A 26543-nucleotide genomic window follows, 5' to 3' on the forward strand; every position below is an offset into this window, starting at 1 on the left:
CGAGGCCGCCCACCGGGACACGGGACCTAGCGGCAGGCCCCGGCCCGGAGAGCCGGCCCCGAATCGGCGAGGAAGGCCTCCATCGTCCGGGCCGGCCGTCCGGTCACGCGCTCGACCGCGTCGGTCACGACCGCGAAGACGCCGGCCCGCACACGCTCGAACGTGAGGACGTCCAGTTCCCGTGCGAAGCCCTCGGTACCGGCCACGGCGTCGTCGATCGTCACCTCGCGGTGGACCACCGGGCGCCCCGCGGCACGGGAGAGCAGCTCCGCCGTCCGCGGCAGCGAGAGGCTCTCCGGCCCGGTGAGCTCGTGGACCCGACCGGCGTGCCCCTCGTCGAGCAGGGCGCGCTCGGCGACTGCGGCGATGTCCCGGGCGTCGATCCAGGCCAGGCTCGCGCCACCGCCGGCGAAGGGCAGCTCGCCGGTGTCCACCAGCTGGTCGCGGTAGAAGCGAGGGTCGGTGAAGACCTGCATGAACCAGCCCGGTCGCAGGATCGTCCAGCTCCGGCCGCTGCTGCGCACCGCGCGCTCGGCCCGCACCGCCCACCCGTCGGGCCCGACCTGGTCGGCGTCGCGCTCGGACAGCAGGACGACGTGGGTCCGGAGCGGCGTCGCGTCGAGGAGGGCACCGATCAGCTCCGGCGCGTCCGCGCGATCGGGTCGGACGACGTACACGGCGTCGACGCCGTCGGTCGCCGCGGACCAGCCGGCGGGGTGGTCCCACGAGAAGTGCGTCGGCGTGACGCCGTCGACGTCGACCTTGGCCGGGCTGCTGCTGCCGCCGAGCACCTCGACGCCGGGTCGGGCGACGAGCAGCTCCGCGAGCGGGGCGCCCGTCTTGCCGCGCACCCCGGTCACCAGGACGCGGGTCACGGCAGCTGGCAGGTGCTCGGCGGCTGCACGGTGCACTCCCCGGTCGGTAGGTGGACGGACCTCGCGCTCATGTCAGCACGGCCGCGTGGAGCGATCAACCCGTCCACCACGCCGAACGGTCGGTGGGTCACCGGGCGTCGCCGGCCTGGCTGCGCGCGACCCCGATTCTCGTCGCGCCGCATCGCGGCTCCGACGGGCTCGGGGACCTCGTCGGCACCCCGCTCGTTGGGGAGGTGTCACAGCGGGACGACCGAGGGAGCACGATGCCGTCCGGACCAGGTGGGGGACGGCGACCGCCGTCGGCGCTCGGCGGGTGGCTGCCGGTCCTGCTGGTCGCCGGCCTCCTGGCGGTCGCGCTGGTGGTGCTGACGCGCCAGAGCGGCGCGGAGGCGCCGCGGTCGGCGGAGTGCGCCGTGGCCGAGGCGGGGGTGCGGGTGGACGCCGGCGCCGTGCCGGACGGCCCGGTCGCGGGTTACCGCGGGGACCAGCTGGCCAATGCGGCCGCGATCGTGAACGCCGGTCAGGCGCTGGGCCTGGACACCTGCGCCCAGACGATCGGCGTCATGACCGCGATGGGGGAGTCCTCGCTGCGGGTCCTCGACCGGGGGGATGCCGTCGGTCCGGACTCGCGCGGGCTGTTCCAGCAGCGGGCCAACGGGGCCTGGGGCTCCTACGCCGACCGGATGGACCCCACGACGAGCGCGACCAACTTCTTCCGGGCGCTCCAGGAGGTGCCCGACTGGCAGTCGCTCCCGCCGACCATCGCTGCGCACCGCACCCAGCGCAACGCCGATCCGTACCACTACGAGCGGTACTGGGACGCCGCCGTCGAAGTGGTCACCTCCCTCGCCGGCCGCCCGGTCACGGGGGTCCGCCCGTAGCACCGGACGGACGGCCGCACCCGGTGGGCAGTCGCACCTCCTCGACGCCGGGGGGCGCGGCGTCCGGAGCTGGAGGAGCATGCCGGCATGCCCGGGAGCGAGCTGCCGACCGACGGCGATCCTGCCCGTGCGGTGGCGCGCCGGATGGCCGAGGCGGCGGCGCTGTGGCTCGACGGGCTGGACGCCGAGCAGCGACGGGCGGCCACCGGCCCGGGGCCCGGCGACGGATCGTCCGACGCCGAGCGACGGCGCTGGTTCTACCCGCCCACCGACCACGGCGGCCTGACCCTCCACGACCAGCGGCCGGCGCAGCAGCGGGCCGCCATGCGGCTGGTCGCCTCGGGTCTGTCCACGCCCGCCTACGTCACCGTCGCGACGATCATCGGGCTGGAGAACGTCCTCGACCAGACGGAGGGCTTCGTCACCCGCTTCGACCGGGAGCGCGGCCGGGATCCCGGTCTCTACTACCTCCGGGTCTTCGGCGAGCCGGGGGAGCGGTCGACGTGGGGCTGGCGGTTCGGCGGCCACCACGTCTCCCTGAACAACCTCGTCGTCGACGGCGCCGTGGTCGCGACCACCCCGTGCTTCCTCGGTGCCGATCCCGCCGCGTCGCCGTTCCTCGGGGGCGCGGTGGACCGGCCGCTGGGCCGCGTGGAGGACCTCGCCCGCGACCTCGTCCGCTCCCTGCCCCGCGACCTGGCCGCCCGGGCCGTGCTGCTGGACCGGGCGCCGTCGGACCTGGTGACCGCCAACCGCACGACCGTCGCCCCGGGGGACCGGGTGATCCCGCTGGCCGGCATCTGGCGCGACGAGCGTTTTCCCGACGCCGCCGAGCAGACGAAGCTGCAGGCGATGAGCGACGCGATCGACGAGGCAGCCGGGTTCGGGGAGGAGGAGCACTCGGCCGTGGCGTACAGCGCCGAGCCGAGGGGCGTCGCTGCGGCCGAGTTCGACGCCGGGCAGCGGGGCGTGCTGCGCGCGCTGCTGGGCACCTACCTGGACCGGGTGCCCGCCGAGGTGTCCCCGCTCCGCCGGTACGACGACGACGCCGCTCTCGCATCCGTGCACATCGCCTGGGCGGGCTCGACGGAGCCGGGAGCCCCGCACTACTACCGGGTGCAGGGCCCTCGGCTGCTGATCGAGTGGGACAACACCCAGCGCGGCGCCAACCACGCGCACTCGGTGTGGCGCGACCCGGTCGCCGACTTCGGGCTGGACGTGCTGGCCCGGCACCGCGCGGCCGCGCACGGCTGACCGGCGGTCGGATCCCGCTCAGTAGGGGGCGGCGGGCAGGGTGAGCCCGTAGTGGGTGATCTTGCGGTAGAGCGTCGCGCGGGCGATGCCGAGGGTCTGCGCGGCCCGGGTCACCGTGGTGCCCGGTTCGGTGAGGCAGCGGACGATCTCGTCGCGCTCGAGCCGCTCCAGCCGGCTCAGTGCCCGGGTGCCGCCGTCGAGGACCTCCGGAGCCAGGTGGTGGACGTCGACGACGTCGGCCCGGGCGACGGCCTCGCGCACCACCCGGTGCAGCTGGCGGGTGTTGCCCGGCCACGAGCAGCTGGTCAGCGCACCGGCGGCCCGGGCGGAGAACTCGACCGGACGGTGGCGCTCGGCGGCGGCGACGGCGTGCGCCACCGCCATGACGTCGTCGGGACGCAGGCGCAGCGGTGGCACCTCGACGACCGTGTCGACCAGCCGGGCCAGCGGCGGGGGGAGGGCGGCGTACTCGGGGCTGGTCAGGACGAAGGGCTGCGGACGGCCGTCGGTCCGGCGGGCCGCGGTCAGGGCGGCGGCCAGCTCCTCGACCGCCCACGCCGGCAGCTGGTGCGTGCCCGACACCACGACGTGCACCTCCGGGTCGCGCAGCTCCGGCACCCACAGGTCCAGCCACGCGGCGGCGCCCTCGTCGCCGGGGGAGCGGACGCGCAGGACGCGCCGCCGCGGCCCCGCGCGGCGCCGGGCCCGGACGGCCAGCGTCGACTTGCCGACGCCGGGCTCCCCGACGACCGCGGTCACCCGGCCGGCGGCGTCCGCGGCCGTCGCCGCGGCGAGGGCCGCGCGCCATCCGGTGGAGGCGCAGGCGTCCTGCCCCTCGGTGGCCGGGGCGACCACCCGGAAGACCTCGCCGCGGGGCGCGGACCGCGCCGGGCGGCCGGTGGCGCGGTGCAGCATGAGCCCGCTGGTGGCGCCGGCCGCCGCCTGGGCCAGGGCCAGCAGCAGCTCGGACGACGAGTCCGACCAGGTGGTGAGGTTGATCGACCCCGCCAGCTCGCCGGTGACCGGGTCCAGGACCGGGACGGCCGCGCAGGTGTAGCCGCGCAGCTCGGCGCAGTAGTGGTCCCCGGCCCGGACGAGCGAGGGCGCCCGGTCGGCGAGGGACAGGCCGAGGCCGTTCGTGCCGGCCTGCTGCTCGGAGTAGTAGAACCCCGGTGCCAGGTGCACCGCGTCGAGCGAGCGCCGCATGTCCGCGTCGCTGCACAGCCGGGTCAGCACCAGGCCCTCGCGGTCGGCGATCATCAGGCTGACCGGCTCGTTGGCGATCGTCGCGTGCAGCCCGGTGAGCACCTCCGACCCGCACTCGTAGAGCAGCGACCCGGTGTCGACCGAGCCGGTGAAGCACGGGAGCACCTGCTCCGGCGGGACGCCGTACAACTGGCTGCGCCGCCACGAGGCACGCAGCCGTGGCGCGGCCAGCCGCCCGTCCGGCCGCGGGTCGGGCGCGCGAGGCGGGGGCGGGGGAGCGGTCGGTCCTGCCGCCACGCGAACACCTCCCCGGAGGGTGCGGGGCGCCGGGGCGCGGCCGCAGCTCGTTGCCGGATCCCCGGCACGGTACGCCGCCGCGTTCCGCCGGGCCGGGCAGGACGGCGTCTCAAAGTGAGACAGGTCACGTCTTCCCGGTCGTCCGCGGTGTTCCTAGCGTGGTCCCCGAGCAGCGTGACCGCTGTCACTTCCCGAGCTGGAGGCCGGCATGTACCACAAGGACGGCGACGACTACTTCATCGTGGACGCGCACATCGCGCTGTGGGACGCGCGCCCGGAGAACCAGCGCAACGTGCACGGCCGGCAGTTCATCGACTGCTTCTACGACTACCACCGCAACCTCAGCCCCGAGTCCGAGGTCTGGCCCTACGAGGAGTACCTCTACCAGGGCGGCGAGCGGCTGATGCGCGACGTGTTCGGCGACGGCATGGTCGACCACGCCATCTTCCAGCCGGCCCGGCTCGCCGAGTTCTACCACCGGGGCTTCGGCCAGACCGAGGAGGCGTTCGCGCTCGCGCAGGCGCACCCCGACAAGCTCACCTACAACCACTACTGGGACCCGCGCGACGGCGAGAACGGCCTGGACGCGCTGCGGGCGGCCGCCGAGCGCATGGGGCTCAAGGGCGTGAAGCTCTACACCGCCGACTGGCACGGCGAGTCACGCGGCTGGAAGCTCACCGACCCGATGGCCTACCGGTACCTCGAGCTGTGCCGCGAGCTCGGCATCGGGAACATCCACATCCACAAGGGCCCGACCATCCGGCCGCTGGACCGGGACGCCTTCGACGTCGCCGACGTCGACCACGTGGCCACCGACTTCACCGACCTGACCTTCGTCGTCGAGCACTGCGGCCTGCCGCGCCTCGAGGACTTCTGCTGGATCGCCACCCAGGAGCCCAACGTGGTCGCGGGCCTGGCCGTGGCCATCCCGTTCATCCACACCCGGCCCCGCTACTTCGCCCAGATCATGGGCGAGCTCCTGTACTGGATCGGCGAGGACCGCATCCTCTTCTCCAGCGACTACGCGTTGTGGACGCCGCAGTGGCTGGTCGAGAAGTTCGTCGACTTCCAGATCCCCGAGGACCTGGCCGAGTACGCCCCGCTGACCACCGAGGTGAAGAAGAAGGTGCTGGGGCTCAACGCCGCCAAGCTCTACGACATCCCGGTGCCCGAGCACCTGCGGCTGCCCGACGCCGACGAGACGGCCACCGGCCCGCGCCAGCCCGACGCCGCCGACCTCGCGACGGTCTGAGGAGGCACCCGTGACAGCCGTCCTCCCGGACCTCACCGCCGCGGTCCGCGCGGCGCTGGCCACCGTCGTCGATCCCGAGCTGGACGAACCGATCACCGATCTCGGGTTCGTCCGCTCGCTGACGCTGGACGGGGCGCGCGTCGAGGTGCACCTGAGGCTGCCGACGTCGTTCTGCGCGCCCAACTTCGCCTACCTCATGGCGTCGGACGCCCACGACGCGGCGGCCGCCGTCCCCGGTGTCGAGCGGGTGGTGGTGCAGCTCGACGACCACCACGACTCCGACCTGATCAACCGGGGACTGGCCGCCGGGGCCGGCTACCGCGGGACCTTCGGGCACGAGGCGGAGGACTCGCTGGACGAGCTCCGCGCGGTCTTCTCCCGCAAGGCCCACACCGCGGCGATGGAGCGGGCGGTCACCGCCGTGCTGCGCACCGATCCCGCGGTGGACGTCGCCGCGCTCACCGTCGGGGACCTGCCGGCGGGGGAGCGGACCACCGACGCGCTGCTGCGGCGCCGGGCGGCCCTCGGCCTGCCGGTGGACGACGGCGCCCCGGTGCTCCTGCACCCCGACGGCACCCGCCCCAGCCCCGCGGAGGCGCCCGTGGTCCTGCGCCGGGCCCGCTCCGTCCGCATCTCGGTCGACGGCAACGCGCACTTCTGCCGCGGCCTGCTCCGCACCCGCTACCCGGGGTCGGGGGCCGATCAGGCACCCCGCCCCGAGGACCGCCCCCTCATCCCGCTCACCGTCCCGGAAGGAACCCGCCCGTGAGAGCCGTCCGCGTGCACGAGTACCACGCCGACCCGACGATCGACGACATCCCCGAACCTCAGCTCCGGGGTCCGCTCGACGTCATCGTCCGGGTCGGTGGCGCCGGGGTCTGCCGGACCGACCTGCACATCCTCGAGGGACAGTGGGCCGACCTGCAGAACCCCGACCTGCCCTACGTCATCGGGCACGAGAACGCCGGCTGGGTGCACGCGGTCGGGGAGGGCGTCACGAACGTCGCGGTCGGCGACACGGTGATCCTGCACCCCCAGCCCAGCTGCGGCCTGTGCATGGCCTGCCGTGCCGGCCGGGACATGCAGTGCGAGAACGCCTTCTTCCCCGGCCTGTCGAACGACGACGGCGGCATGGCCGAGTACCTGCGCACCACCGCCCGCGCCTGCGTGAAGCTCGACCCGTCCACCGACCCGGCCGACGTCGCCGCGCTGGCCGACGCCGGCATCACCGCCTACCACGCCGTGCGCAAGGCCCTGCCGCTGCTGCACCCGGGCACCACCGCCGTCGTCCAGGGCGCCGGCGGGCTCGGCCACATCGGCGTCCAGTGCCTCGCCGCGCTGTCGGGCACCCGGATCGTCGTCGTCGACCGCAACCCCGACGCCCTGGAGCTGGCCCGGCAGATCGGCGCGGACGAGACCGTGGTCGCCGACGGAAGCCAGGTGCAGGCCGTCCAGGAGCTGACCGGCGGCGGCGCGGACGTCGTCTTCGACTTCGTCGCCGAGCAGGGCGCGGAGATGGACGGCTGGCGCATGACCGGCCCGGCCGGGTCGCTCTACGTCATCGGGTACGGCGGCGAGCTCCGGATCCCGACGCTGGAGTTCGTCGCCGGCGAGAAGAACATCGTCGGCAACATCGTCGGCACCTACACCGACCTGGCCGAGCTGATGGTGCTCGCGCAGGCGGGGAAGGTCACCCTGCACACCCAGCAGTACCCGCTCGACCGGGCCGTCGACGCGATCCGCGACCTCGACGCCGGGAAGGTCCGCGGCCGGGCCATCCTCGTGCCGTGACCGGGCCGACCCCGTCCGACCGCTCCGCCCACCCGTGCGCCGAGCCGACGAAGGAGACGGCGTGAGCACCCCGACCGACGACCGCCCCGACCTGCTGACCGTCATCGCGCACATGCGCGCCCGGCCGGGAAGGAGGACGAGCTGCGGCGCGAGCTCACGGCACTGGTCGAGCCCACCAGCCAGGAGGAGGGGTTCGTCAACTACGACCTGCACGAGTCCGTCGAGCAGCCCGGGACCTGCTACCTCTACGAGAACCGGGAGTCGGGCGAGGCGCTCGACGCGCACCTGGCCATGCCGCACCTGACCCGCTTCGCCGGCATGATCGGCGACCTGCTCGACGACGACGGGCTGCGGATCGACCGGCTGCGCCGGATCGCCTGAGGACGGTTCCCGGGGTGGGAGCCCCCGCCCCGGAACGGTGGGACAGCTGCCGCGGGGTCGCGGACTTCCGCTTCCAGGCGAGCGCAAGTCTTGCTAGCTTCGTGGCGCAGCTCACACCCGCCAGCACAGACGCGGATCCGCCCACGGCGGTCGGGCACCCGTGCGGCCGCCGTCAGCGGCGGCACGGGCGAGGCGATCGGCGATCGACGACGGGCGCCGTGTCTCCGTTCGAGAGGGATCCATGAAGGTGACGAGAAACCTGCGCCACACGCCGAGGGCCGTCCTGGTCGCTGCCCTGTCCGCGCTCCTGTTCCTCGGGCTCGTCGGCACGGCGAGCGCTGCTCCGCCCTCCGCCGACGCGCGAGGCAGCTCCGACTGCGTCGACCGGCCCGTACCGGCGAGGGCGGTCTCCATCCAGCTGTGGACCTTCGCCGAGTTCATCGGCTTCGGCACCGACGAGGCCACCCAGGCCCGCCACGAGGAGGTACTCCGCCGGCTCAGCGAGATGGGGTACCGGAACGTCGAGCCGTTCACCCTGAGCGGGATGACGGCGGAGGAGTACGCGGCGCTGCTGCGCGAGTACCGGCTCAAGGCCTCGGGACGGCACGTCGACGTCGGCATGCCCGCCGAGCCGGCCGACATCGGGCAGATCCTCGAGGAGAACCGGGTCCTGGGCGTGAAGTACTTCGGCTCCGGTGGCACCCCGCAGTTCACCACCGAGGCGGAGTGGATCGCCTACGCCGAGTACCTCGACACCGTCGGGGAGCAGGCCCGGAAGGCCGGGCAGTGGCTGATGGTCCACAACCACAACTGGGAGTTCGAGACCACCTTCGGTGACCGCACCGCCTTCGACATCCTGATGCAGCACACCGAGCGGCGGCACGTCGTGTCGCAGCTCGACCTGTACTGGGCCGTCTTCGCGGGCGCCGACCCGATCGACGTCATCCAGGAGTACGGCAACCGGATCCGGCTGTTCCACGTCAAGGACCTCAACGAGGAGCTGGACCGGCGGATCGAGATCGTCGGACGCGGGGACATCGACTTCTCGTCGATCTTCCGGGCGGCCGGCGGCAGCACCCGCTACTTCGTGGTCGAGCACGACCCGCGCTTCGGTGACCCGTCGTTCGACCCCTTCCAGGCGGCGCGTGAAGGGTTCGCCTACCTGACCTGCACGTCGCACTGACCCGCAGCACGACCCCGCTCCGTAGGAGGCGGTCCCGGACCCCGGGGCCGCCTCCTCGTGCGTGCTGCCCTCCTGCCCTCCTGCGCGGCCGCGCCCCGTCCGGAGCCAGGAGGACGGCACCGGGACGCCGGGGCCGGCTGCTCCCGCCGCCGACGTATCAGCGCCCTCCTCCCGGCCTCCTCCCGACGAGGCCCGGACATCGGACCTCGTCGGGCACGGCCGCACGGGCCGCCGCCCGGGGATCTGCGGCTCCGACGGAGGACCGACATGACATCCGATGCACCGCCCGGCTACGGCGCCCGCGGCTACAGCGCTCCCGGCTACGGCGCTCCCGGCTACGGCGCTCCCGCCGAGGAGGCGCCGGCGGCCCACCACGGCGGGTTCCTGACGACGCTGCCGGGCATCCTGACCGCGGTGGCGGCCGTCATCACCGCGCTGAGCGGCGGACTGGGCATCTACCTCGCCCAGGGTTCCGGGAACACCTCCGGCGGGCTCGGCCAGGACGCCGCGCCCGCCCCTGTGGGCACCGTCCAGGCCGACCCGGACCGGGTGGCGGGGCAGCTGGGCGGGGTGAGCGTCGGCGACGAGATCGACGCGCTGGTCGGCGACTGCGCCGCCGGGTCGGTCGACGCCTGCACGGCGCTGATGGATCGGCTGGTCGACGAGTGCCACCTCGGCGACCCGCTCAGCTGCGACGCCCTGTACTGGCTCTCGCCGTTCGGCTCGGTGTACGAGGACTACGGCGCGACCTGCGGCGGCCGGTACGACTGGACGTACGCCGGCGCGTGCAGCGGGTCATGAACAGCCCACGCGCCCGCGTCCCGGCCGTCGACCGGCCGCTGTTCTGGTGGACGGCCGCCACGGTGTTCCTGGTCAACGCAGGCCTCTCGGCGGGGGAGGAGCGCTGGCCCGTGGCACTCCTGCAGGTGCTGACCGCCCTCTGGGCCGCGGTGGCCGGGGTCAGCGCCGCCGAGCGCGGCGCCGGATCGGCGGTGGACGGCCCGGGCGGGCACGCCGACGACCGGGGGTGGTCACAGCAATGACAGGTCGAGCCGCTCCGACAGCAGGTGCAGCGCGGCCCGTCCGGCTCGCGAGTTGCCTTTCTCGTCCAGCGGCGGCGACCACGCGCAGACGCCGAAGCGCCCGGTCACGTCACCCATGACCGCTCCCGCGACCCCGCTCTTGCACGGGAACCCGAGGTCGTAGGCGAACTGGCCGGCCGCGTCGTAGGTGCCGCAGGTCAGCATCAGGGCGTTGACCCGCCGGGCGAGGGGCTCGGACAGCACCGCCGCGCCGGTCCGGGGGTTGACGCCGTCGTTGGCGAGGAAGCGGGCGGCGCGGGCGAGGGTGCGCGTGGTCACCGTGACGGAGCAGAGGCGGACGTAGAGCTCCACGACCTCGTCGACCGGGTGGTGCACGTTCCCGAACGAGCTCATCAGGTGGCCCATGGCGCGGTTGAGGGAACTGCCCTCCCGCTCGGCGTCCAGCGCGGTCCGGTTCACGGCCGCCTCCTCGCCGGTCAGGTCGGCGAGGAGGCCGGCGACGGCACCGAACGGGTCGTCCGCCGCGTCGAGCAGGACGTCGCAGACGACCAGTGCCCCGGCGTTGATGAACGGGTTCCGCGGCACGCCCTTCTCGTGCTCGAGCTGGATCAGCGAGTTGAACGGGTCCCCGGAGGGTTCACGGCCCACCCGGTCGAACACGACCTCGCCCACCAGCTGGAGGGCGGCCGTCAGCGCGAAGACCTTCACCACGCTCTGGACCGCGAATCCGACGTCGGCGTCGCCGGTCACGTGCTCGGTCCCGTCCAGCTCCGCGAGCGCCAGGCCGAAGCGCGCGGACTCGGCCGAGGGCAGCTCCTCGGGCTGCTCCTCGACCTCGCCCTCCTCGGCGAGGTGCCGCGTCCGGTCGGCGACCTCGGCGAGCACCGCCTCGAGGTCGGCGGTCTCGTCGGGGGAGGGCGGCGTGGGCGAGGGCATCCACCCCCGCTACCCGTCGTCCGGGTGCGGACACGCCCGCGCCGACCGGTGTGACACGTACTACCCGGGGACGCGTCACCGTTCGTCGCGAACCGGGACGGTGGCGTCGCGGATCAGGTGCGGTTCCGTTGACGTCGGCGGCCGCGCCCAGGATGCTGCGCGCGTGCCCGGCGTCGGGGCACCAGGCGGCAAACCGCCGTTGCTCCAGCCCCGCGGGCCACGGTGAGGCGCGCCGCGCCCAGGGAGGACGCCATGACAGCTACGCAGGAACGTTCGACGAGGCCCGGGGAGAAGCTGCTCGGCAGGGTGGCCTTCGTGACGGGCGGCACCCGCGGGATCGGCGCGGCCATCTGCCGGAGCCTGGCCAAGCAGGGTGCCGACGTCGCGGCCGGATACAGCGGTAACCAGGAACGGGCCGAGATGTTCGCGCAGGACTTCGCCGGCGCGTACCCGGAGAGCAAGATGAGCGTGCACCGGGGCGACATCGCGAATCCCGACGACTGCCGCCGGACCGTCGCCGAGGTCATCGAGCAGCACGGCCGGCTCGACATCCTGGTCAACAACGCCGGCATCACCGTGGACCGCACGGTCCTCAAGATGAACGACGACGACTGGCGCCGGGTGATCGACGTCAACCTGTCGGGTGCCTTCTACCTCTCCCAGGCCGCGCTCCGGCACATGCACGAACGGGGCAGCGGGCGGATCGTGATGATCTCCTCGGTGATCGGGGAGACGGGCGGCATCGGGCAGTCGAACTACGCCTCGGCCAAGTCGGGACTGCTGGGCCTGACCAAGACGCTGGCGCTCGAGGCGGCGATGCAGCTGAAGCGCTCGGGCAAGACCGACGGGCCGGGCATCACCGTCAACGCCGTGACGCCCGGGTACACCGCCACCGAGATGCTCGATGCCGTGCCCGAGAAGGTGCTCGACGGCCTCAAGGCGAAGATCCCGCTCGGCCGGCTCGGGGAGCCGGAGGAGGTCGCCCGCGTCGTGCACTTCCTCGCCGCGGACGACTCCGGGTACATCACCGGCCAGGTGTGGGGCGTCAACGGCGGTCTGGACATGTAGCGGGGGCAGGTGGCGAGAACACGACCGTCGGCGTGGACCGATCGCGAGGAGGAGGAGCGCCGGTGTTCAGCCGTATCGCCGTGATCAACCGGGGTGAGCCGGCGGTCCGGCTCATCCGCGCCGTCCGCGAGCTCGACGCGGAGCACGGGACCGCCACCCGTGTCATCGCACTCCACACCGAGGCCGAGCGCCGGGCGACGTTCGTGCGCGCCGCCGACGAGGCGGTCCTGCTCCGCGAGACCGGTTCGGGGAACGCGTACCTCGACCACGCCGAGCTGGCCCGCGCGCTGCGCACGACCCGCGCCGATGCCGCCTGGGTCGGCTGGGGCTTCGTCGCGGAGGATCCGGCATTCGCCGAGCTGTGCGCCGAGCTCGGCGTGGTGTTCATCGGGCCGCCGCCGGAGGCGATGCGGCTCCTCGGCGCCAAGATCGAGGCGAAGGTGCTCGCGGAGCGGACCGGCGTGCCGGTGGCGGCCTGGAGCGGCGGCCCCGTGCACGGCGTCGAGGACGGGCACCGGCACGCGGACGCGATCGGCTACCCGCTCATCGTCAAGTCCCGGAGCGGTGGTGGGGGGCGGGGCATCCGGATCGTGCGGTCCGCCACCGAGCTGGGGGAGGCGCTCAGCCGTACGCAGGCGGAGGCGGAGCGCACCTTCGGTGACCCCGTCGTCTTCCTGGAACGCCTCGTCGAGGGCGGCCGGCACGTCGAGGTCCAGGTCATCGCCGACCAGCACGGGACGGTGTGGGCCCCAGGCGTGCGCGACTGCTCGGTGCAACGGCGCAACCAGAAGGTCCTGGAGGAGTCGAGCTCGCCGGCCCTGACGCCCGAGCAGGACAGGTCGCTGCGCGACTCGGCGACCGCCCTGGTGCGGGCCGCCGGCTACGTCGGTGCCGGCACGGTCGAGTTCCTGTACCAGCCCGACGAGGAGCTGTTCACCTTCCTCGAGGTCAACACCCGGTTGCAGGTCGAGCACCCCGTGACCGAGGAGACCACCGGGCTCGACCTGGTGAAGCTGCAGCTGCACGTGGCCGGCGGCGGTCGGCTGGGGGCGGAGCCACCTCCGGAGTCCGGCCACGCCGTCGAGGTCAGACTCAACGCCGAAGACGCCGAGCAGGGCTTCGCCCCCGCGCCCGGCCGGGTGGAGTTGATGCGCCTGCCCACGGGCCCGGGCGTGCGGGTGGACACCGGCATCGGGGTCGGCGACGTGATCCCGCCGCAGTACGACTCGATGATCGCCAAGGTGATCGCGTGGGGACGGGACCGCCCCGAAGCCCTGGCCCGCCTGCGCGTCGCGCTCAGGGAGACCACCGTGGTGCTCCGAGGGGGAACCACGACCAAGTCGTTCCTGCTCGATCTGCTGGACCGGCCGGAGGTCGTCGCCGGGACGGCGGACACCGGCTGGCTGGATCGCACCGGGATCGCCGGTGCGGCCGATGCCATGCCGTCGGCGCACGTGGCCCTGGCACAGGTGGCGATCGACGCCTCAGATGCCGAGGAGCAGCGCGAGCGGGCGGCATTCGTCGCCTCGGCCCGGGGCGGTCGCCCGCGTTCCCGGCACGAGGTCGCCCGCACGCTGGAGCTCGGGTACCGCGGTCAGGTCTACCGGGTCACCGTCGCGAAGATCAGCCAGGACCGGTACCGCGTCGAGCTGGACGGCCGGTACGTGGACGTGGACGTGGACCGGCTCGGCGCGCTCGAGAGCCGGGTGACCGTCGGCGACCAGCGGTTCTCGGTCGTGGCCGTCGAGGCGCCCGGCTCGCACCTGGTCGAGGTCGACGGCGTCTCGCACCGCGTCACGCGGGACGCCGGAGGAGTGGTGCGCGCCCCGGCACCCTCGGTGGTCGTCGCGCTGCGCGTGCAGCCGGGACAGGCGGTCGAGGCGGGCCAGACGGTCGCCGTCCTCGAGAGCATGAAGATGGAGACCGCGGTGCGGGCGCCGTTCGCCGGCCGCGTACGCGAGCTGCTGACGGCAGCCAACTCGCAGGTGGATGCGGGCGCAGCACTGCTCAGTCTCGAGCGGGCCGGCGACGACGCCGGGGAGGCGACGGGGGAACGCGTGGTGTTCCCCGGGAACGGCGCACCGGCACGCAGCCCCCGGGACACGGCCCTGTCCCTGCTCGCGGCCCTGCAGGCGCTCATCACCGGGTACGACGTCAGCGCCCGGTACGCCCAGCAGCTGGTCGCCGAGTACGGCAGCGCCCGTGCCGGAGTCCCCGTGGACGACGCCGAGCTGCTGGACGGCGAGCTCGCCGTCCTCACCACCTTCGCCGACATCTCAGAACTGTCCCGGAACCGGCCGGCCAGCGAGGAGGAGGAGGCCGACGCACAGGTCCACAGCCCGCGGGAGCACTTCCATGCCTACCTGCACTCGCTCGACGTCGAGCGCGAGGCGCTCCCGGAGAGCTTCCGGAGCCGGCTCTCCCGGGCGCTGCTCCACTACGGGGTCGGGGACCTCGAGCCCGGCCCCCGGCTCGAGGAGGCGGTCGAGCGGATCTTCCTCGCCCAGCAGCGGGCGGCCGACCAGCTGCCCGCCGTCCTGGCGCTGCTGGACCGCTGGCTGACGGCCGGGCAACCGCCGAGCGGCCCGGCGCGGGCACAGGTGGGGGAGGTGCTCGACCGGCTCGTGGTCGCGACGCAGCTGCGCTATCCCTCGGTGGGCGATCTGGCCCGCGCCGTCCGGTACCGCTACTTCGAGGAGCCCGTGGTCCTCCAGGCGCGGCAGCAGGTCCTCGACGAGGCACGACGGCTGCTGGACGAGGTGGACGCCGGTGCGCGGGACGAGGACCGCGACGACATGGCGCGCATCGAGGCGCTCGTCGCGAGCCCCGAGCCGCTGATCCGCCTCCTGGCGCAGCGCTTCGAGAGGGACACCGCCGAGCCCGATCCCGTCCTCGAGGTCCTGACCCGCCGCTACTACCGCAGTCGCGACCTGCAGGACGTCCGGTCCTTCCTGCTCGACGGACGCTCCGCCGTCTCCGCCGGCTTCGAGCTGAACGGGACGCAGCTGCAGCTGATCTCGGTGATGGTGCAGGCGACGGGTCTGCCGACGGCCCTCGGGTCCGTGGCGGAGCGGATCGCGGACGTCCCCGACCCGTCGCACGTCCTCGTGGACCTCTACCTCTCCTGGCCGGACCGCCCGGCCGACGCCGACGCCATGGCGGCCGAGTTGCGGGAGGTCATCGCCGGCACCGCCGTGTTCCGGACCGTCCGCCGCGTGACGGTCACCGTCTCCACCCCGGACGGCGACGTGGAGACCGTGACCTTCCGGCCGTCCCAGGACGGGGCGGACCGGGACGGGCTGGCGGAGGAGCGGGTCATCCGGGGTCTGCACCCGCTCACGGGACAGCGGCTCAACCTGTGGCGGCTGAAGAACTTCGACGGGGAGCGCGTGCCCTCGGCCGAGGACACCTACGTCTTCCACGTCACTTCGAAGGAGAACCCGGACGACGAGCGGTTCATCGCCATGGCCGCAGTTCGCGACCTGACCCCCCTCCGGGACGACGCCGGCGAGATCGTCGCGTTCCCGACGGTGGAACGGCAGCTCACCGCCTGCCTCGACAGCCTGCGCCGGGCGCAGTCCCGCCGACGGTCGCGCCGGCCGCTCGAGCACAACCGGGTGTTCCTCTACGCCTGGCCGTCGATCGAGGTGCCGTTGGCGGAGGTGGCGGCCTTCGCCCGGACGGCCGCGCCGCTGACGGTGGGGGCCGGCATCGAGCAGATCGTGCTGCTGGCCCGCCTGCAGGAGGAGGAGGGCGCGCCGCCCCGCGAGGTGGCGCTGCGGTTCTCCTACCGGCCCGGCACCGGCGTCCAGATGCAGCTGACGGACCGGCCGACCGAACCCATGCGCCCGCTGGACGACTACACCGAGAAGGTGCTCAGCTCCCGTGCCCGGGGCGCCGTCTACCCCTACGAGCTCAGCACCCAGCTGGCCGGGCCCGGCGGCTCGTTCGTCGAGCACGACCTGGACGACGACGGCCGGCTCGTCCCCGTGGAGCGGCCGGCCGGGCAGAACCGCGCCGGCATCGTCGTCGGCGTGGTGAGCACGCCGACGACGCGCTACCCCGAGGGTGTGACCCGGGTGGCCCTGTTCGGCGACCCGACCAAGCAGCTGGGCACCGTCGCCGAGCCCGAGTGCGCCCGCGTGAACGCCGCGCTGGACCTGGCCGAGGAGCGCGGCATCCCCGTCGAGTGGTTCGCGCTGTCCTCCGGCGCACGCATCTCGATGGACAGCGGCACGGAGAACATGGACTGGGTCGCCCGGGCCCTGCGCCGGATCATCGAGTTCACGCAGCGCGGCGGCGAGATCAACGTCGTCGTCGCGGGGATCAACGTCGGGGCCCAGCCGTACTGGAACGCCGAGGCCACGATGCTCATGCACACCAAGGGCATCCTGGTCATGACCCCCGACAGCGCGATGGTGCTCACCGGCAAGCACTCGCTGGACTACTCCGGAGGCGTGTCGGCCGAGGACAACTTCGGCATCGGCGGCTACGACCGGGTCATGGGCCCCAACGGGCAGGCGCAGTACTGGGCGCCGAACCTGACCGCCGCGGGCGAGCTGCTGATGCGGCACTACGAGCACACCTACGTCGCGCCGGGTGAGCGCTGGCCTCGTCCTGCCGACACCGACGACCCCGCCGACCGGGACGTGCGCTCCTTCCCGCACCGGCACCCGGGCAGCGAGTTCACGACCGTGGGCGACATCTTCTCCGCGGCGACCAACGCCGAGCGCAAGAAGCCGTTCGACATCCGCACGGTCATGCGCGCGGTCACCGACCAGGACCACCCGGTGCTCGAGCGGTGGGCGGGCATGGCCGACGCCGACACCGTCGTGGTGTACGACGCGCACCTCGGCGGGCACCCGGTCTCGGTCCTGGGCATCGAGTCGCGGCCGATGCCGCGACGCGGCAGTTTCCCCGCGGACGGCCCGGACCAGTGGACGTCGGGGACCCTGTTCCCGCACTCGTCGAGGAAGACCGCCCGCGCGATCAACGCGGCCAGCGGCAACCGGCCGCTGGTCGTGCTGGCCAACCTCTCCGGCTTCGACGGGTCACCGGAGTCGCTGCGCAAGCTGCAGCTGGAGTACGGCGCCGAGATCGGCCGCGCCATCACCAACTTCGACGGCCCGATCGTCTTCTGCGTCGTCTCCCGGTACCACGGCGGTGCCTTCGTCGTCTTCTCCGGCGTCCTCAACGACAACATGGAGGTGCTGGCGGTCGAGGGCTCGTACGCCTCGGTGATCGGTGGCGCTCCCGCGGCCGCCGTGGTGTTCACCCGGGAGGTCGACAAGCGGACGGCTGCCGATCCGCGGGTCCGGGAGCTGGAGGCCGCGATGAACGCGGCCGAGGGCGTCGAGCAGGCGCATCTGCGGGTCGAGCTCGCCACCCTGAGGGCCGCCGTCCGCTCGGAGAAGCTGGGCGAGGTGGGCGCCGGCTTCGAGGCGGTCCACGACATCGAACGAGCCCGCCGTGTCGGATCGGTGCACGACATCATCCCGGCCGCCGAGCTGAGGCCGCGTCTCATCGCCGCCGTCGAGCGGGGGATGGAGCGCGCGGCCGGACGTTGATCCCAGGAGAGAGAGGCCCGTCGATGAACGCCTTCGTCATGAACCGGCACGGCCGCATGGTGTTCCCCTCGAACATCATGCCCGAGCTGGACTTCTCCACCATGGAGACGCTGGAGCAGCTCGACAGCGTCGTGCGCCGGGACTTCGAGACCAAGGCGCCGAGCGGCACCGAGATCCTCGAGCGGGTCCGGACCGGCGCCTACGGGACCCGTTACGACCTGATGCGAGACCTCGCGCTGAACCTCTTCTGGGCCAACCGCTTCTCCATCACGATGTACGACAAGCGGCCGACCCGCTGGGCCGACGTCCCGCGCAACCGGCCGGACGTCTTCCTCCCGGTCCTGCAGCCGTGGGAGGACGGCGACGCCAAGGTCACCGGGGTCCAGCAGGCCTTCCCGCAGCTGCCGGCGAAGTGGAGCGAGGGCTGCGAGGACCGCATCTTCGACATCCTGTTCGACGTCTTCGCCAACCGCCGGCACCACGCGTCGACGCTGCCGGCCCTCAAGCCCACCGTCGCGGAGTTCCTGCAGCAGCCGGGGAACCTGACCTTCCGGCTGCCGAGCTACGACCCCGACTACCCGGTGTACGACTACACCGACATCCTCGACGTCTCCGAGGACGTCCCCGAGCTCGAGGCGCTGCACCGCTGGGCCATGGTGCTGCACAACCAGTACCCCTGGGAGCGGTCGCAGGTGGAGCTGGCCGAGGCCGGCGACCTCCGGGACGACGACTACGTGGTCGCCTTCCACCCGCGCGACAAGGAGGTGCGGGCCTTCCTGCGCCGCCTGCGGGCCGGAGCCGAGCCCCGGCACGTCGGCGGGCCCCGGGAGTCCCGCCCGCCGGTGCGGCCGTACCCGGAGCTCGACGTGCGGCGGCGGTTCGCGGTGCGGCCGCGGATCGAGGCGCTGGCAGCCGTCCACGGCGACCAGGTGTGCAGCAACGACGACCTGATCCGCAACACGGCCTACAACTGGTCGCCGATGAGCGCCGAGGAGATCGCCGCCAAGACCGGCATCGAGCAGCGCGAGTACAGCTCGCTGCCGCTGGAGGAGCTCGCCCTGCAGGCCGCCGAGGCGGCGCTGGACAAGGCCGGGCGGCAGCCGGAGGAGATCGGCGGCGTCCTGGTCTGCACCTGCACCAGCTCGCGGCTCATCCCGTCGCTGGCCACGTACCTGTGCGGGCAGCTCGGGATGCACCAGGTCTATGCCGCCTACGACATCATCGCCGCCTGCGCGGGCATGCCCTACGGCGTCGCGGACGCCGTCCGGATGCTCCAGGAGGTCGAGCGACCGGTCCTGGTGGTGTGCGTCGAGAAGTTCTCCGACAAGATCGGCAACGTCCGCACCTCGCGGATGATCTTCGGGGACGGCGCGGCCGCGCTGATCGTGGGCCCGGCCGCGGACGGCGCCGACGGCGACATCGAGTACATGAAGACCTACGCCAGCGGCCCGGCCAGCGAGGTGAACTCGATCCTCTGGCCCAATCCCGAGTTCGACAACAACATCACGGTGTTCGGCCCGCAGGTGAAGGCGCTGGCCGGCCGCTACCTGGCCCAGATGATCGACGAGCTCGGGAAGCTGCCCGCGCCGGAGGGACGGGACGGCTCGCTGCTGGACGCCATCGACCTGATCGTGCCGCACCAGGCGAACAAGACGATGGTGATCCAGCTGGCGGAGCGTGCCGGGCTGACCGCCGACCAGCTCTACTTCAACATCGAGAAGGTGGGCAACACGTCGTCGGCGAGCATCCCGCTGGCCATCCACGACGCGGTGCGCGACGGTGTGATCACCGAACCGCTGCGGGTCTTCGCACCGGGGTTCGGCGCGGGCGCCGTGGCCGGGTACGCGGTGATGCGGGTCGACCCGGCGGTGGTCGCGGTCCAGCGCCCGGGGGAGCGGGGGACCGGACAGGCTCACGCGGAGGTGCCCGCGCACCCCGAGCGCGCCACGGCGTCGGAGGAGATGCAGACGGCGTTCGGCTGAGGAAGTGCCCCGTCCCTCCCCACCCCTGAGCCCTCGGGGTGGGGAGGGACGGGCTCAGCCCGAGCGGCGCTCCACGACGTACGTGCCGGGTGCCGGCTCCCGGGCGGGATGGGTCGCGCTGCCGAGCGTGGTGGGTGCGGGGATCTCGTCGCCGGAACGGTCGAGCATCCACTCGGCCCAGGGCTCCCACCAGCTGCCGGTGTGCTTCGTCGCGGCCGCGCGCCAGGCGTGCGGGTCCGGGCCGGGATCGCCGCCCGTCCAGTAGCTGGCCCTGGGGTTCCCGGGTGGGTTGACCAGGCTCTGGATGTGGCCGCTCGAACTGAGCACGAACGTCGTCGGCCCGGAGAGCAGCTGCGTCGTCCGGTAGCACCCGTGCCACGGCGTCAGGTGGTCGGTGAGCGCGCCGGTGACGAACGTGGGCACGGTGATCCGGCTCAGGTGGACCGGTGTGCCGAGCACGCGCATCGCTCCGGGTCGCACCAGGGCGTTCTTCCCGAAGATGTCCAGGAACTGCTCGTGCAGGCGCGCCGGCAGGTTGGTGCCGTCGGCGTTCCACGCGAGGATGTCGAAGGCGGGCGGGTCCTCACCCATGAGCCATTCGCTGACCAGGTAGTTGAAGATCAGGTCGTCGGGTCGCATCCAGGTGAACGCCGAGCCCATCTGCCGCGCGGTGATGACCCCGCCGCGACGCGAGTTCCGCCGCGCCAGGTCGATCACGCGCGGGGCGGAGAACGCGCCCAGCGGTGCCCGGCTCGAGAAGTCGAGCAGGGTCACCGCGTAGCCGGCGGCGTGCACGCGGTCGTCGCCGGTGGCGGCGAGGTGGTTGAGCGCAGTCGTCATCACCTGGCCGCCGGCGCAGAACCCGAGGGTGGTGACGTCGGGGGAGCCGGTGATCTCCCGCGCGACGTCGACGGCGGTCAGGACGCCGCCGGAGTACGTGTCCAGGTCCCAGTCGGCCTCCTCCTTGGTCGGGTTCCGCCAGCTGACCATGAACACCTGGAAGCCCTGGCCGACCGCGTACTCGACGAAGCTGCGTCCCGGGCTCAGGTCCAGGAAGTAGAAGCGTCCGATCGGTGGCGGCACGATCACCAGCGGCCGGTGCCGCACCCCCGCCGTCGACGGTGCGTACTGGATGACCTCGATGACCTCGTCGCGGTGGACCACGGCCCCGGGGCTGACCCCGAGGTCCTTCCCGACGGTGAAGGCGCTGCGATCGACCATGCTCGGCATCCCGCCGTTGTGCCGGATGTCGTGGAGCATGTGGCCGAGGCCTCTGACGAGGCTGCGCCCGCCGGTGTCGAAGGCGCGCTTCAGCGCGGCGGGGTTGCCGAGCAGCGTGTTCGTGGGGGCCGCGGCGCTGATGAAGGCGTTGAGGACGAAGCGGGCCTGCTCCACCTCGCGCCAGTCGGGGCCACCGGTCTCGTAGTCGTCGACGAGGCGATGCAGCGACCCGGAGAGCGCCATGTAGGACTGCGCAAGCCGCCGGTAGCCCGGGTGCTGCGACCAGGCGGGGTCGGCGAACCGCTTGTCCTTCGGCGAGGGGGCGAACTCATCGGTCCCGCGGAGGATGCGGACGGTGTCGCGTCCGAGCCGGGCGGTCTCCCGCGCCAGCGGCCGGGGGCGGGCGAACGTGGCGACGAGCCCGCGGACGACACCTCGGGGCGTGGGCAGGGCGACCGTCTCGCCGCCCTCGACGGAGGCGAGGGCTTCGGACTCGGTCGTCGGCGCCGGGTCCGCAGGAGCCCGGCGCCCGCGATCCGGCGAGGTCGGGTTCGGCGCTGCGGTGGTGGTCGACATGACGCCCCCTTGTGACCCGGATCACTGCACGACGTGACCGTAGCGGCCGACTGCCGTCCGAGGGGCTCCTGGCGCCCTGGCCATCGGCGATGTCACCGACGAGAGCCTCGCCCGCGCGGCTCGCCCTCCTCGGCGAGGTGGCGTGTCCGGTCGGCGACCTCGGCCAGCACCGCCTCGAGGTCGGCGTTCTCGTCGGGGAGAGGGCGGCGTGGGCGAGGGCATCCACCCCCGCCACTCGTCATCCGGGTACGGACAGGCCCGCGCCGACCGGTGGGAGCCGCGTCACCCGGACGCGGCTCCCGGTGTGCAGCGGCTGACCGCGAGGTCCGCACCCGGGCCCGCGCCGCCGTACCAGGCGGCCAGGCGGGCGAACCCCTCGTCCAGGCCGACCTCCGGCCGCCAGCCGAGCGCGGTCCGGGTCCGCCGCTGGTCGAACCAGTGCGCCGTCGTCAGCTGCTCGGTGAGGAACCGGGTCAGCGGGGGGGTCGAGCGCCGGCCGGTCGCCGACCAGATGCCCTCCACCACGGCGCCCGCGAGCCAGGCCGCGTGCGCCGGCACCCGTCCCCGTGGCGCGGGCACGCCGGCCGCCGAGCACAGCCGCGACAGGATCTCGTCGACCGTGCGGGGCTCACCGTTGGAGACCACCAGCGCCTCGCCGTGCACGGGCCCGCAGGCGTCGACCGCGGCCACGAGGGCGGCTGCGGCGTTGTCGACGTAGGTGGTGTCGATCAGCGCGGCGCCCGAGCCGATGAGCGGGAGACGACCAGTGGCGGCCCGCGCCACGATCCGCGCCACGAGCTGCTCGTCGCCGGGCCCCCACACCAGGTGCGGGCGCAGGACGAGCACCGCCAGGGCGGCCGAGTCCGCGTCCAGCGCCACCTGCTCGGCCACCGCCTTGGAACGGGAGTAGGAGCCGCGGGCCCGCGCCGGGTCGGCGGGGCCGGCGCCGGCCCCGAACAGCGGGGACCCGGCGTGCGAGACGGACGGCGACGACACGTGCACGAGCCGCCCGACGCCCCCGGCGGCGCAGGCGGCGACGACGTTCTCCGTCCCCCGGATGTTGGCGCGCGCGTACTCGTCCCACCTGCCGGTGACGTCCACCTTCGCCGCGAGGTGGACGACGGCGTCCTGCCCCGCGGCGGCGCGCGCCACCACGGCGGGCTCGGCGACGTCCCCGAGCACCTCGGCGCAGGGCAGGCCGGACGGACGGCGCTGCAGGACCGTCACCTCGTCCCCGCGGGTGAGCAGCCGCTGGGCGGTGGCCCGCCCCAGCATCCCGCTCGCCCCGGTGACCAGGACCCTCATGGCGTGCTCTCGCGCCGGGCCCCCCACCGGACCGGCGTGCCGGAGAGCACCCGGGTCGCCCGGCGGGCCAGTGCCGCCCGGTCCACCTTCGACTGGTGCCGGATGTCGACCGGCAGCGCGCCGGACACGAGCACGGCGGCGAGGTCGATCCCGGCCGCTTCCCGCACCGGCTCCGCGAGGCCGGCGGGCGCCACGGCGAGCCGCTCGGCGCCCGGCCGGGCCGGGAGCGGGCGGCGCCGGTGCCGGGCACCGGCGGGCACGACGACGGCCACGGCGACCTGGGCGCCCACCGGGCCGACCCCGACCACCGCGGCGCCGGAGACGGCGCCGAGCTGCTCGATCCGCTGCTCCGGGCCGACCGGGGTCACCGGACCGTCCGCGGTGGTGAGCACGTGCGCGAGGCGGCCCTCGATCCAGAGCCGCCCCTCGCCGTCGAGGTGGCCGACGTCCCCGGTGCGGTGCCAGCCCGGGTCGCGCCCGGCGGCACGCTCGGTGGCCCACAGGCCGTCGTAGCGGTCCTTCACGTGCGGCGCGCGCACGGCGATCTCACCGGCAACACCGGCAGCGCTCGTGAGCGGGCCGTCGGCGACGCCCGAGGGGGTCAGCGGGCTGATCCGCACCTCGACGCCGGGCACCGGGCGGCCGACGCAGACACCGTTCCCCGGCCCGGCGGCCTCGACGTCGTCCAGGGAGACGTCGGTGACCGGCAGCGCCTCGGTCATGCCGTACGGAGTGTGCGGCTCGGCCGCCGGGAAGGTGCCGCGGAGGTCGCGCAGGAGGGACGTCGGCACGGGCGCCCCGGCGGACATCAGCAGCCGGATCCGGCCGAGCGCCGACCGCTGCGCCACGGTCAGGTCCGCGGCGGTGGCGGCGACCCGGCGCAGGGCGGCCGGCGCGGCGAACACCACCGTGGCGTCCACCGCGGCCGCGGCGTCCGCCAGCTTCGCGGCGGTGAGCGTCCCGGGCGCCGTGACGTCGATGTCGGGGACGGCCGAGGCGATCCCGAGACCCGGTCCGAGGATGGAGAAGGGGGCGAACGCGGCGACCAGCGAGTCGCCCGGCGTGAGGCGGTAGGCCGCACGGACGAGCTCCAGCTGGGCGCCGACCTGGCGGGACGTGTAGACCACGCCCTTGGCCGGGCCGGTGGCCCCGGAGGTGAAGACGACCGCGCAGTCGTCGTCCGGCGCGGCCTCCGCCGGCGCGGGCGACGTCCGGCCGAGCGCCTCCAGCGAGGCCAGGTCGTGCTCGGCGCCCAGTGCCCGGCGGAGCCGGGCCGTCATCTGCCCGGCTCCGATCCGGGTGCCCGGCAGGCCCATTCCCCGTGCGGCGGCCAGCCCGGCGGCGCTGCCGAGGACGTGGTCCGGCGCCGCGCCGCGCAGCGCGCGCCGCATGCCCCGGAGGCCGAGGCCCTTGTCGGCGACGACGATGACGGCTCCGGCGCGCCAGGTGGCGTAGACCGCTGCAGTCAGGTCGGCGGAGGGCTCCAGCAGGAGGGCCACCCGGTCGCCCGGACGGACGCCGGCCGCCGCCAGACCGGCGGCGAGGTGGGAGACCCGGCTCGCCAGCTGCGCCCAGCTGACCGAGGCCCCGCCCGCCGCCACGACGGCCGGGGAGTCGTCGTCGGAGCGAGCGGCCAGGGCCGCCCACGGCCGGGCAGGCTCGGCCGGGGCCTCACCCTCGCCCGGCGCCGGGGCGCCCGGCGCCACGAACGTGTCGGTCACCCACGTGGCCACCGCATCGGCGTACTGCGGAGCGTCCTCGGGGAGGAGGTGGGAGGCGTTCTCGTAGCGGTGCACCGCTGCCCGGGGCAGCCGCTCGCGCAGGTCGGCCAGGTACTTCTCGCCGAAGACCGGGTCGCGGGGACCCCACAGGAGGAGGGCCGGGACGTCCAGCGTGCGGATGCCCTCCGCGATCGCCTCCTGCGCCGGGCGGGAGGCGTGCCCCGGCGCGAACGGGATGTCGGCGACGAACTCGCCCACGGCCCGGCGCCGCTCGGCCGTGCGGTAGGGCTGCGCGTACGCCCGGCGGATCTCCCGGGGGAGCGGCGGCCGGGACAGCGCGGTCGCCCCGCGGACGAACACCGAGCTGGCCTGGGTGACGGCGGAGCGCAGGACGGGCGCGTGCGCCAGCCGGATCAGCGCGGGCCCGAGGTCGCCCTCGGGCATGGCGACGGCGGTGTTCGTGAGGACGACGCCGCGCACGTCCTGCCGGTGCTCGAGGGCCCAGCCGAGGGAGATGATGCCGCCCCAGTCGTGGGCCACCGTCACGACCGGCCCGTTGACGCCCAGCTCGGCGGTGAGGCGTCCCAGGTCGGCCACCCGCTGGGTCAGGGTCCGCGGTCCGGCCGGGCGGTCGGACCACCCCATGCCGAGCTGGTCCGGGGCGACGACGCGCCACCCCGGCGGGGCGGCGGCGACGAGGCGGCGCCACAGGTAGGACCAGGTCGGGTTGCCGTGGACGCAGAGCAGGGTGCCGACCGGGTCGGGGACACCGTTGTCGAGCACGTGCCAGCGGTGCTTCTCGCCGTCCGCGTCGGAGACGGTGATCCACCGCGACCAGGACGGGTCCAGCCCCGGCAGCTCGACCGGCGATCCCGCCGTCACCAGGCGATCTCGAGGCAGCAGGCGTTGAGGCCGGAGCCGATCCCCATGAGCAGCACGCGGTCGCCGTCGGCGAGGGTGTCGGCCTCGCCGGCCAGGGTGAACGGCACCGATGCGGGGCCGAGGTTGCCCCGGGTCGGGAAGGTCGTCGGCACCCGCGCCCGGTCGATGCCGAAGCGGTCGCACAGCGCGCCGGTGTGCACCTTGGAGACCTGGTGGATGACGTAGCGGTCCATGCCCCGCGCCCAGTCGAACTCGGCGTCGGCGTCCGCCCAGAGCTCACCGGACAGGGCGAGGCCGGCGTCGAGGAGGCCCTTGAGGTCGGTCTGCATCCCGTCGTTGTCGCCGGTGCACAGCTCGTGGTGCCGGGTGGCCGCCCGGCTGACGGACCCGACCAGCCGGTGGCCCTCGGGGTGCTCGTCGGCCCGGCCGAGGACCATCGCCACGGCCCCGGAGCCCAGGGTGAGCGTGGCGAAGTGCCCCATCACGTCCTTGGCGACGGTGTCCGGCCGGTTGAGCAGGTCGATGGTGCGCTCCTGCACGGGTCGTGAGTCCTCGCCGTTGACGACGAGGGCGTACCGGACCATCCCGACGTCGATCATCGCCGCGGCCAGCTCCATGCCGTTGATGAAGCCGAGGCAGGCGTTCGTCACGTCGAAGTTCTGGCAGGAGCTCGGCAGCCCGAGGGCGTCGTGCACGGCCACGGCGGTGGACGGCTCGAGGTGCTTGCGGCTGACCGAGGTGTTCACCATCAGGCCGATGTGCGCGGGGTCGACACCGCTCTCGCTGATCGCCTTGGCGCCCGCGGTGGCGGCGCCGTCGGCGAACGAGACGCCGTCGGCCCACCAGCGGCGTTCCTTGATGCCGGCGAGCCGCTCCAGCAGCCCGGGCCGCAGCCCGACGCGCTGGTAGGTGTCACCCAGCTGCTCGTCGAGCGCAGCCGAGGTGACGATCTGGGACGCGTCCGCCGTCTGCACGGTGAGGATCGCGGTGTTGCTGAATCGGTGTGTGGCGTTGCCGGTCATCAGGTCCACTCGTGAGGTGCGGCGGGCGGCCGCCGTCCTCGTGCGCCACCCTCGTCCGGCGCGCTTACCCCCCAGGGCGGCGCGTACACCGGCCCATTGT

Annotated in this window: 18 protein-coding genes and 1 pseudogene; 12 read left to right on the forward strand and 7 right to left on the reverse strand. The window is 74.0% G+C overall.

Annotated features, from left to right (window positions below; genetic code table 11):
* Positions 1-26 precede the first annotated feature (26 nt).
* Positions 27-875, reverse strand: a complete 849-nt coding sequence (locus O2W17_RS19145) for an NAD(P)H-binding protein (protein ID WP_269194044.1) — start codon at positions 873-875, stop codon at positions 27-29.
* Positions 876-1138: 263 nt separating this feature from the next.
* Here O2W17_RS19145 and O2W17_RS19150 point away from each other — a divergent pair, with 263 nt between their 5' ends.
* Entirely contained in the window at positions 1139-1756 is a 618-nt protein-coding gene (locus O2W17_RS19150) for a hypothetical protein (RefSeq protein WP_269194045.1), read from the forward strand.
* 87 nt (positions 1757-1843) lie between these two features.
* On the forward strand, positions 1844-3010 hold the full coding sequence (locus O2W17_RS19155; RefSeq protein WP_269194046.1) for a DUF3500 domain-containing protein: 1167 nt from the start codon (positions 1844-1846) through the stop codon (positions 3008-3010).
* Between the two features lie 18 nt (positions 3011-3028).
* Here O2W17_RS19155 and O2W17_RS19160 read toward each other — a convergent pair whose 3' ends face one another.
* Entirely contained in the window at positions 3029-4513 is a 1485-nt protein-coding gene (locus tag O2W17_RS19160) for a GAF domain-containing protein (protein ID WP_269194047.1), read from the reverse strand.
* Positions 4514-4721: 208 nt separating this feature from the next.
* Between O2W17_RS19160 and O2W17_RS19165 the strand changes: the two genes are divergently transcribed.
* The 7 genes and pseudogenes from O2W17_RS19165 to O2W17_RS19190 all read left to right on the forward strand — a co-directional run bounded on the left by O2W17_RS19165 (position 4722) and on the right by O2W17_RS19190 (position 10163).
* Entirely contained in the window at positions 4722-5765 is a 1044-nt protein-coding gene (locus tag O2W17_RS19165) for an amidohydrolase family protein (protein ID WP_269194048.1), read from the forward strand.
* A 10-nt stretch (positions 5766-5775) separates the two neighbouring features.
* Positions 5776-6534, forward strand: coding sequence for an iron-sulfur cluster assembly protein (locus O2W17_RS19170; RefSeq protein WP_269194049.1), 759 nt, complete (start codon positions 5776-5778; stop codon positions 6532-6534).
* Complete coding sequence (locus O2W17_RS19175; protein ID WP_269194050.1) at positions 6531-7556, forward strand: NAD(P)-dependent alcohol dehydrogenase; 1026 nt, start codon at positions 6531-6533, stop codon at positions 7554-7556. The genes O2W17_RS19170 and O2W17_RS19175 overlap by 4 nt, the downstream gene beginning before the upstream one ends.
* Positions 7557-7718: 162 nt before the next feature.
* Positions 7719-7811 (forward strand): annotated as a pseudogene (locus O2W17_RS22320) (putative quinol monooxygenase); the annotation flags it as partial.
* Positions 7812-8178: 367 nt separating this feature from the next.
* Positions 8179-9120: a sugar phosphate isomerase/epimerase family protein gene (locus O2W17_RS19180; RefSeq protein WP_269194051.1), complete on the forward strand. Its 942-nt coding sequence runs from the start codon at positions 8179-8181 to the stop codon at positions 9118-9120.
* 267 nt (positions 9121-9387) lie between these two features.
* Positions 9388-9921 (forward strand): hypothetical protein, encoded by a 534-nt coding sequence (locus O2W17_RS19185; protein WP_269194052.1) that lies wholly within the window; start codon positions 9388-9390, stop codon positions 9919-9921.
* Complete coding sequence (locus O2W17_RS19190) at positions 9918-10163, forward strand: hypothetical protein (RefSeq protein ID WP_269194053.1); 246 nt, start codon at positions 9918-9920, stop codon at positions 10161-10163. Before O2W17_RS19185 ends, O2W17_RS19190 begins: the two co-directional genes overlap by 4 nt.
* On the opposite strand, the gene glsA is transcribed toward O2W17_RS19190, so the two are convergent.
* Positions 10152-11099, reverse strand: coding sequence for a glutaminase A (glsA, locus tag O2W17_RS19195; protein ID WP_269194054.1), 948 nt, complete (start codon positions 11097-11099; stop codon positions 10152-10154). The two genes, O2W17_RS19190 and glsA, sit on opposite strands and share 12 nt — an antisense overlap.
* Positions 11100-11351: 252 nt before the next feature.
* On the opposite strand from glsA, the gene O2W17_RS19200 reads away from it, so the two are divergent.
* From O2W17_RS19200 to O2W17_RS19210, 3 genes are all read left to right on the forward strand, one after another.
* A complete protein-coding gene (locus tag O2W17_RS19200; RefSeq protein ID WP_269194055.1) occupies positions 11352-12167 on the forward strand; it encodes a beta-ketoacyl-ACP reductase in 816 nt (271 codons plus the stop codon).
* 62 nt (positions 12168-12229) lie between these two features.
* Complete coding sequence (locus tag O2W17_RS19205) at positions 12230-17734, forward strand: ATP-binding protein (RefSeq protein WP_269194056.1); 5505 nt, start codon at positions 12230-12232, stop codon at positions 17732-17734.
* A gap of 23 nt (positions 17735-17757) precedes the next feature.
* Positions 17758-19716 (forward strand): 3-oxoacyl-ACP synthase III family protein, encoded by a 1959-nt coding sequence (locus O2W17_RS19210; protein ID WP_269194057.1) that lies wholly within the window; start codon positions 17758-17760, stop codon positions 19714-19716.
* Between the two features lie 54 nt (positions 19717-19770).
* Here the strand turns inward: O2W17_RS19210 and O2W17_RS19215 are convergent, their stop codons facing one another.
* The 4 genes from O2W17_RS19215 to O2W17_RS19230 all read right to left on the reverse strand — a co-directional run bounded on the left by O2W17_RS19215 (position 19771) and on the right by O2W17_RS19230 (position 26443).
* A complete protein-coding gene (locus O2W17_RS19215) occupies positions 19771-21513 on the reverse strand; it encodes a PHA/PHB synthase family protein (protein ID WP_269194058.1) in 1743 nt (580 codons plus the stop codon).
* A 282-nt stretch (positions 21514-21795) separates the two neighbouring features.
* Positions 21796-22818, reverse strand: a complete 1023-nt coding sequence (locus O2W17_RS19220; RefSeq protein ID WP_269194059.1) for an NAD-dependent epimerase/dehydratase family protein — start codon at positions 22816-22818, stop codon at positions 21796-21798.
* Entirely contained in the window at positions 22815-25421 is a 2607-nt protein-coding gene (locus tag O2W17_RS19225; RefSeq protein WP_269194060.1) for an alpha/beta fold hydrolase, read from the reverse strand. The genes O2W17_RS19220 and O2W17_RS19225 overlap by 4 nt, the downstream gene beginning before the upstream one ends.
* Positions 25418-26443, reverse strand: coding sequence for a 3-oxoacyl-ACP synthase III (locus O2W17_RS19230; RefSeq protein ID WP_269194061.1), 1026 nt, complete (start codon positions 26441-26443; stop codon positions 25418-25420). Before O2W17_RS19230 ends, O2W17_RS19225 begins: the two co-directional genes overlap by 4 nt.
* Positions 26444-26543: the final 100 nt, after the last annotated feature.

The organism is Blastococcus sp. VKM Ac-2987, assembly GCF_026967805.1.
GTDB lineage: Bacteria > Actinomycetota > Actinomycetes > Mycobacteriales > Geodermatophilaceae > Blastococcus.

What these genes read in the sequence shown, in the direction of transcription:
- O2W17_RS19215 (WP_269194058.1), bottom strand. Translation starts at nt 21,513, where the DNA reads ATGTCGACCACCACCGCAGCGCCGAACCCGACCTCGCCGGATCGCGGG.
- glsA (WP_269194054.1), bottom strand. Translation starts at nt 11,099, where the DNA reads ATGCCCTCGCCCACGCCGCCCTCCCCCGACGAGACCGCCGACCTCGAG.
- O2W17_RS19210 (WP_269194057.1), top strand. Translation starts at nt 17,758, where the DNA reads ATGAACGCCTTCGTCATGAACCGGCACGGCCGCATGGTGTTCCCCTCG.
- O2W17_RS19220 (WP_269194059.1), bottom strand. Translation starts at nt 22,818, where the DNA reads ATGAGGGTCCTGGTCACCGGGGCGAGCGGGATGCTGGGGCGGGCCACC.
- O2W17_RS19185 (WP_269194052.1), top strand. Translation starts at nt 9,388, where the DNA reads ATGACATCCGATGCACCGCCCGGCTACGGCGCCCGCGGCTACAGCGCT.
- O2W17_RS19230 (WP_269194061.1), bottom strand. Translation starts at nt 26,443, where the DNA reads ATGACCGGCAACGCCACACACCGATTCAGCAACACCGCGATCCTCACC.
- O2W17_RS19190 (WP_269194053.1), top strand. Translation starts at nt 9,918, where the DNA reads ATGAACAGCCCACGCGCCCGCGTCCCGGCCGTCGACCGGCCGCTGTTC.
- O2W17_RS19200 (WP_269194055.1), top strand. Translation starts at nt 11,352, where the DNA reads ATGACAGCTACGCAGGAACGTTCGACGAGGCCCGGGGAGAAGCTGCTC.
- O2W17_RS19155 (WP_269194046.1), top strand. Translation starts at nt 1,844, where the DNA reads ATGCCCGGGAGCGAGCTGCCGACCGACGGCGATCCTGCCCGTGCGGTG.
- O2W17_RS19180 (WP_269194051.1), top strand. Translation starts at nt 8,179, where the DNA reads ATGAAGGTGACGAGAAACCTGCGCCACACGCCGAGGGCCGTCCTGGTC.
- O2W17_RS19165 (WP_269194048.1), top strand. Translation starts at nt 4,722, where the DNA reads ATGTACCACAAGGACGGCGACGACTACTTCATCGTGGACGCGCACATC.
- O2W17_RS19150 (WP_269194045.1), top strand. Translation starts at nt 1,139, where the DNA reads ATGCCGTCCGGACCAGGTGGGGGACGGCGACCGCCGTCGGCGCTCGGC.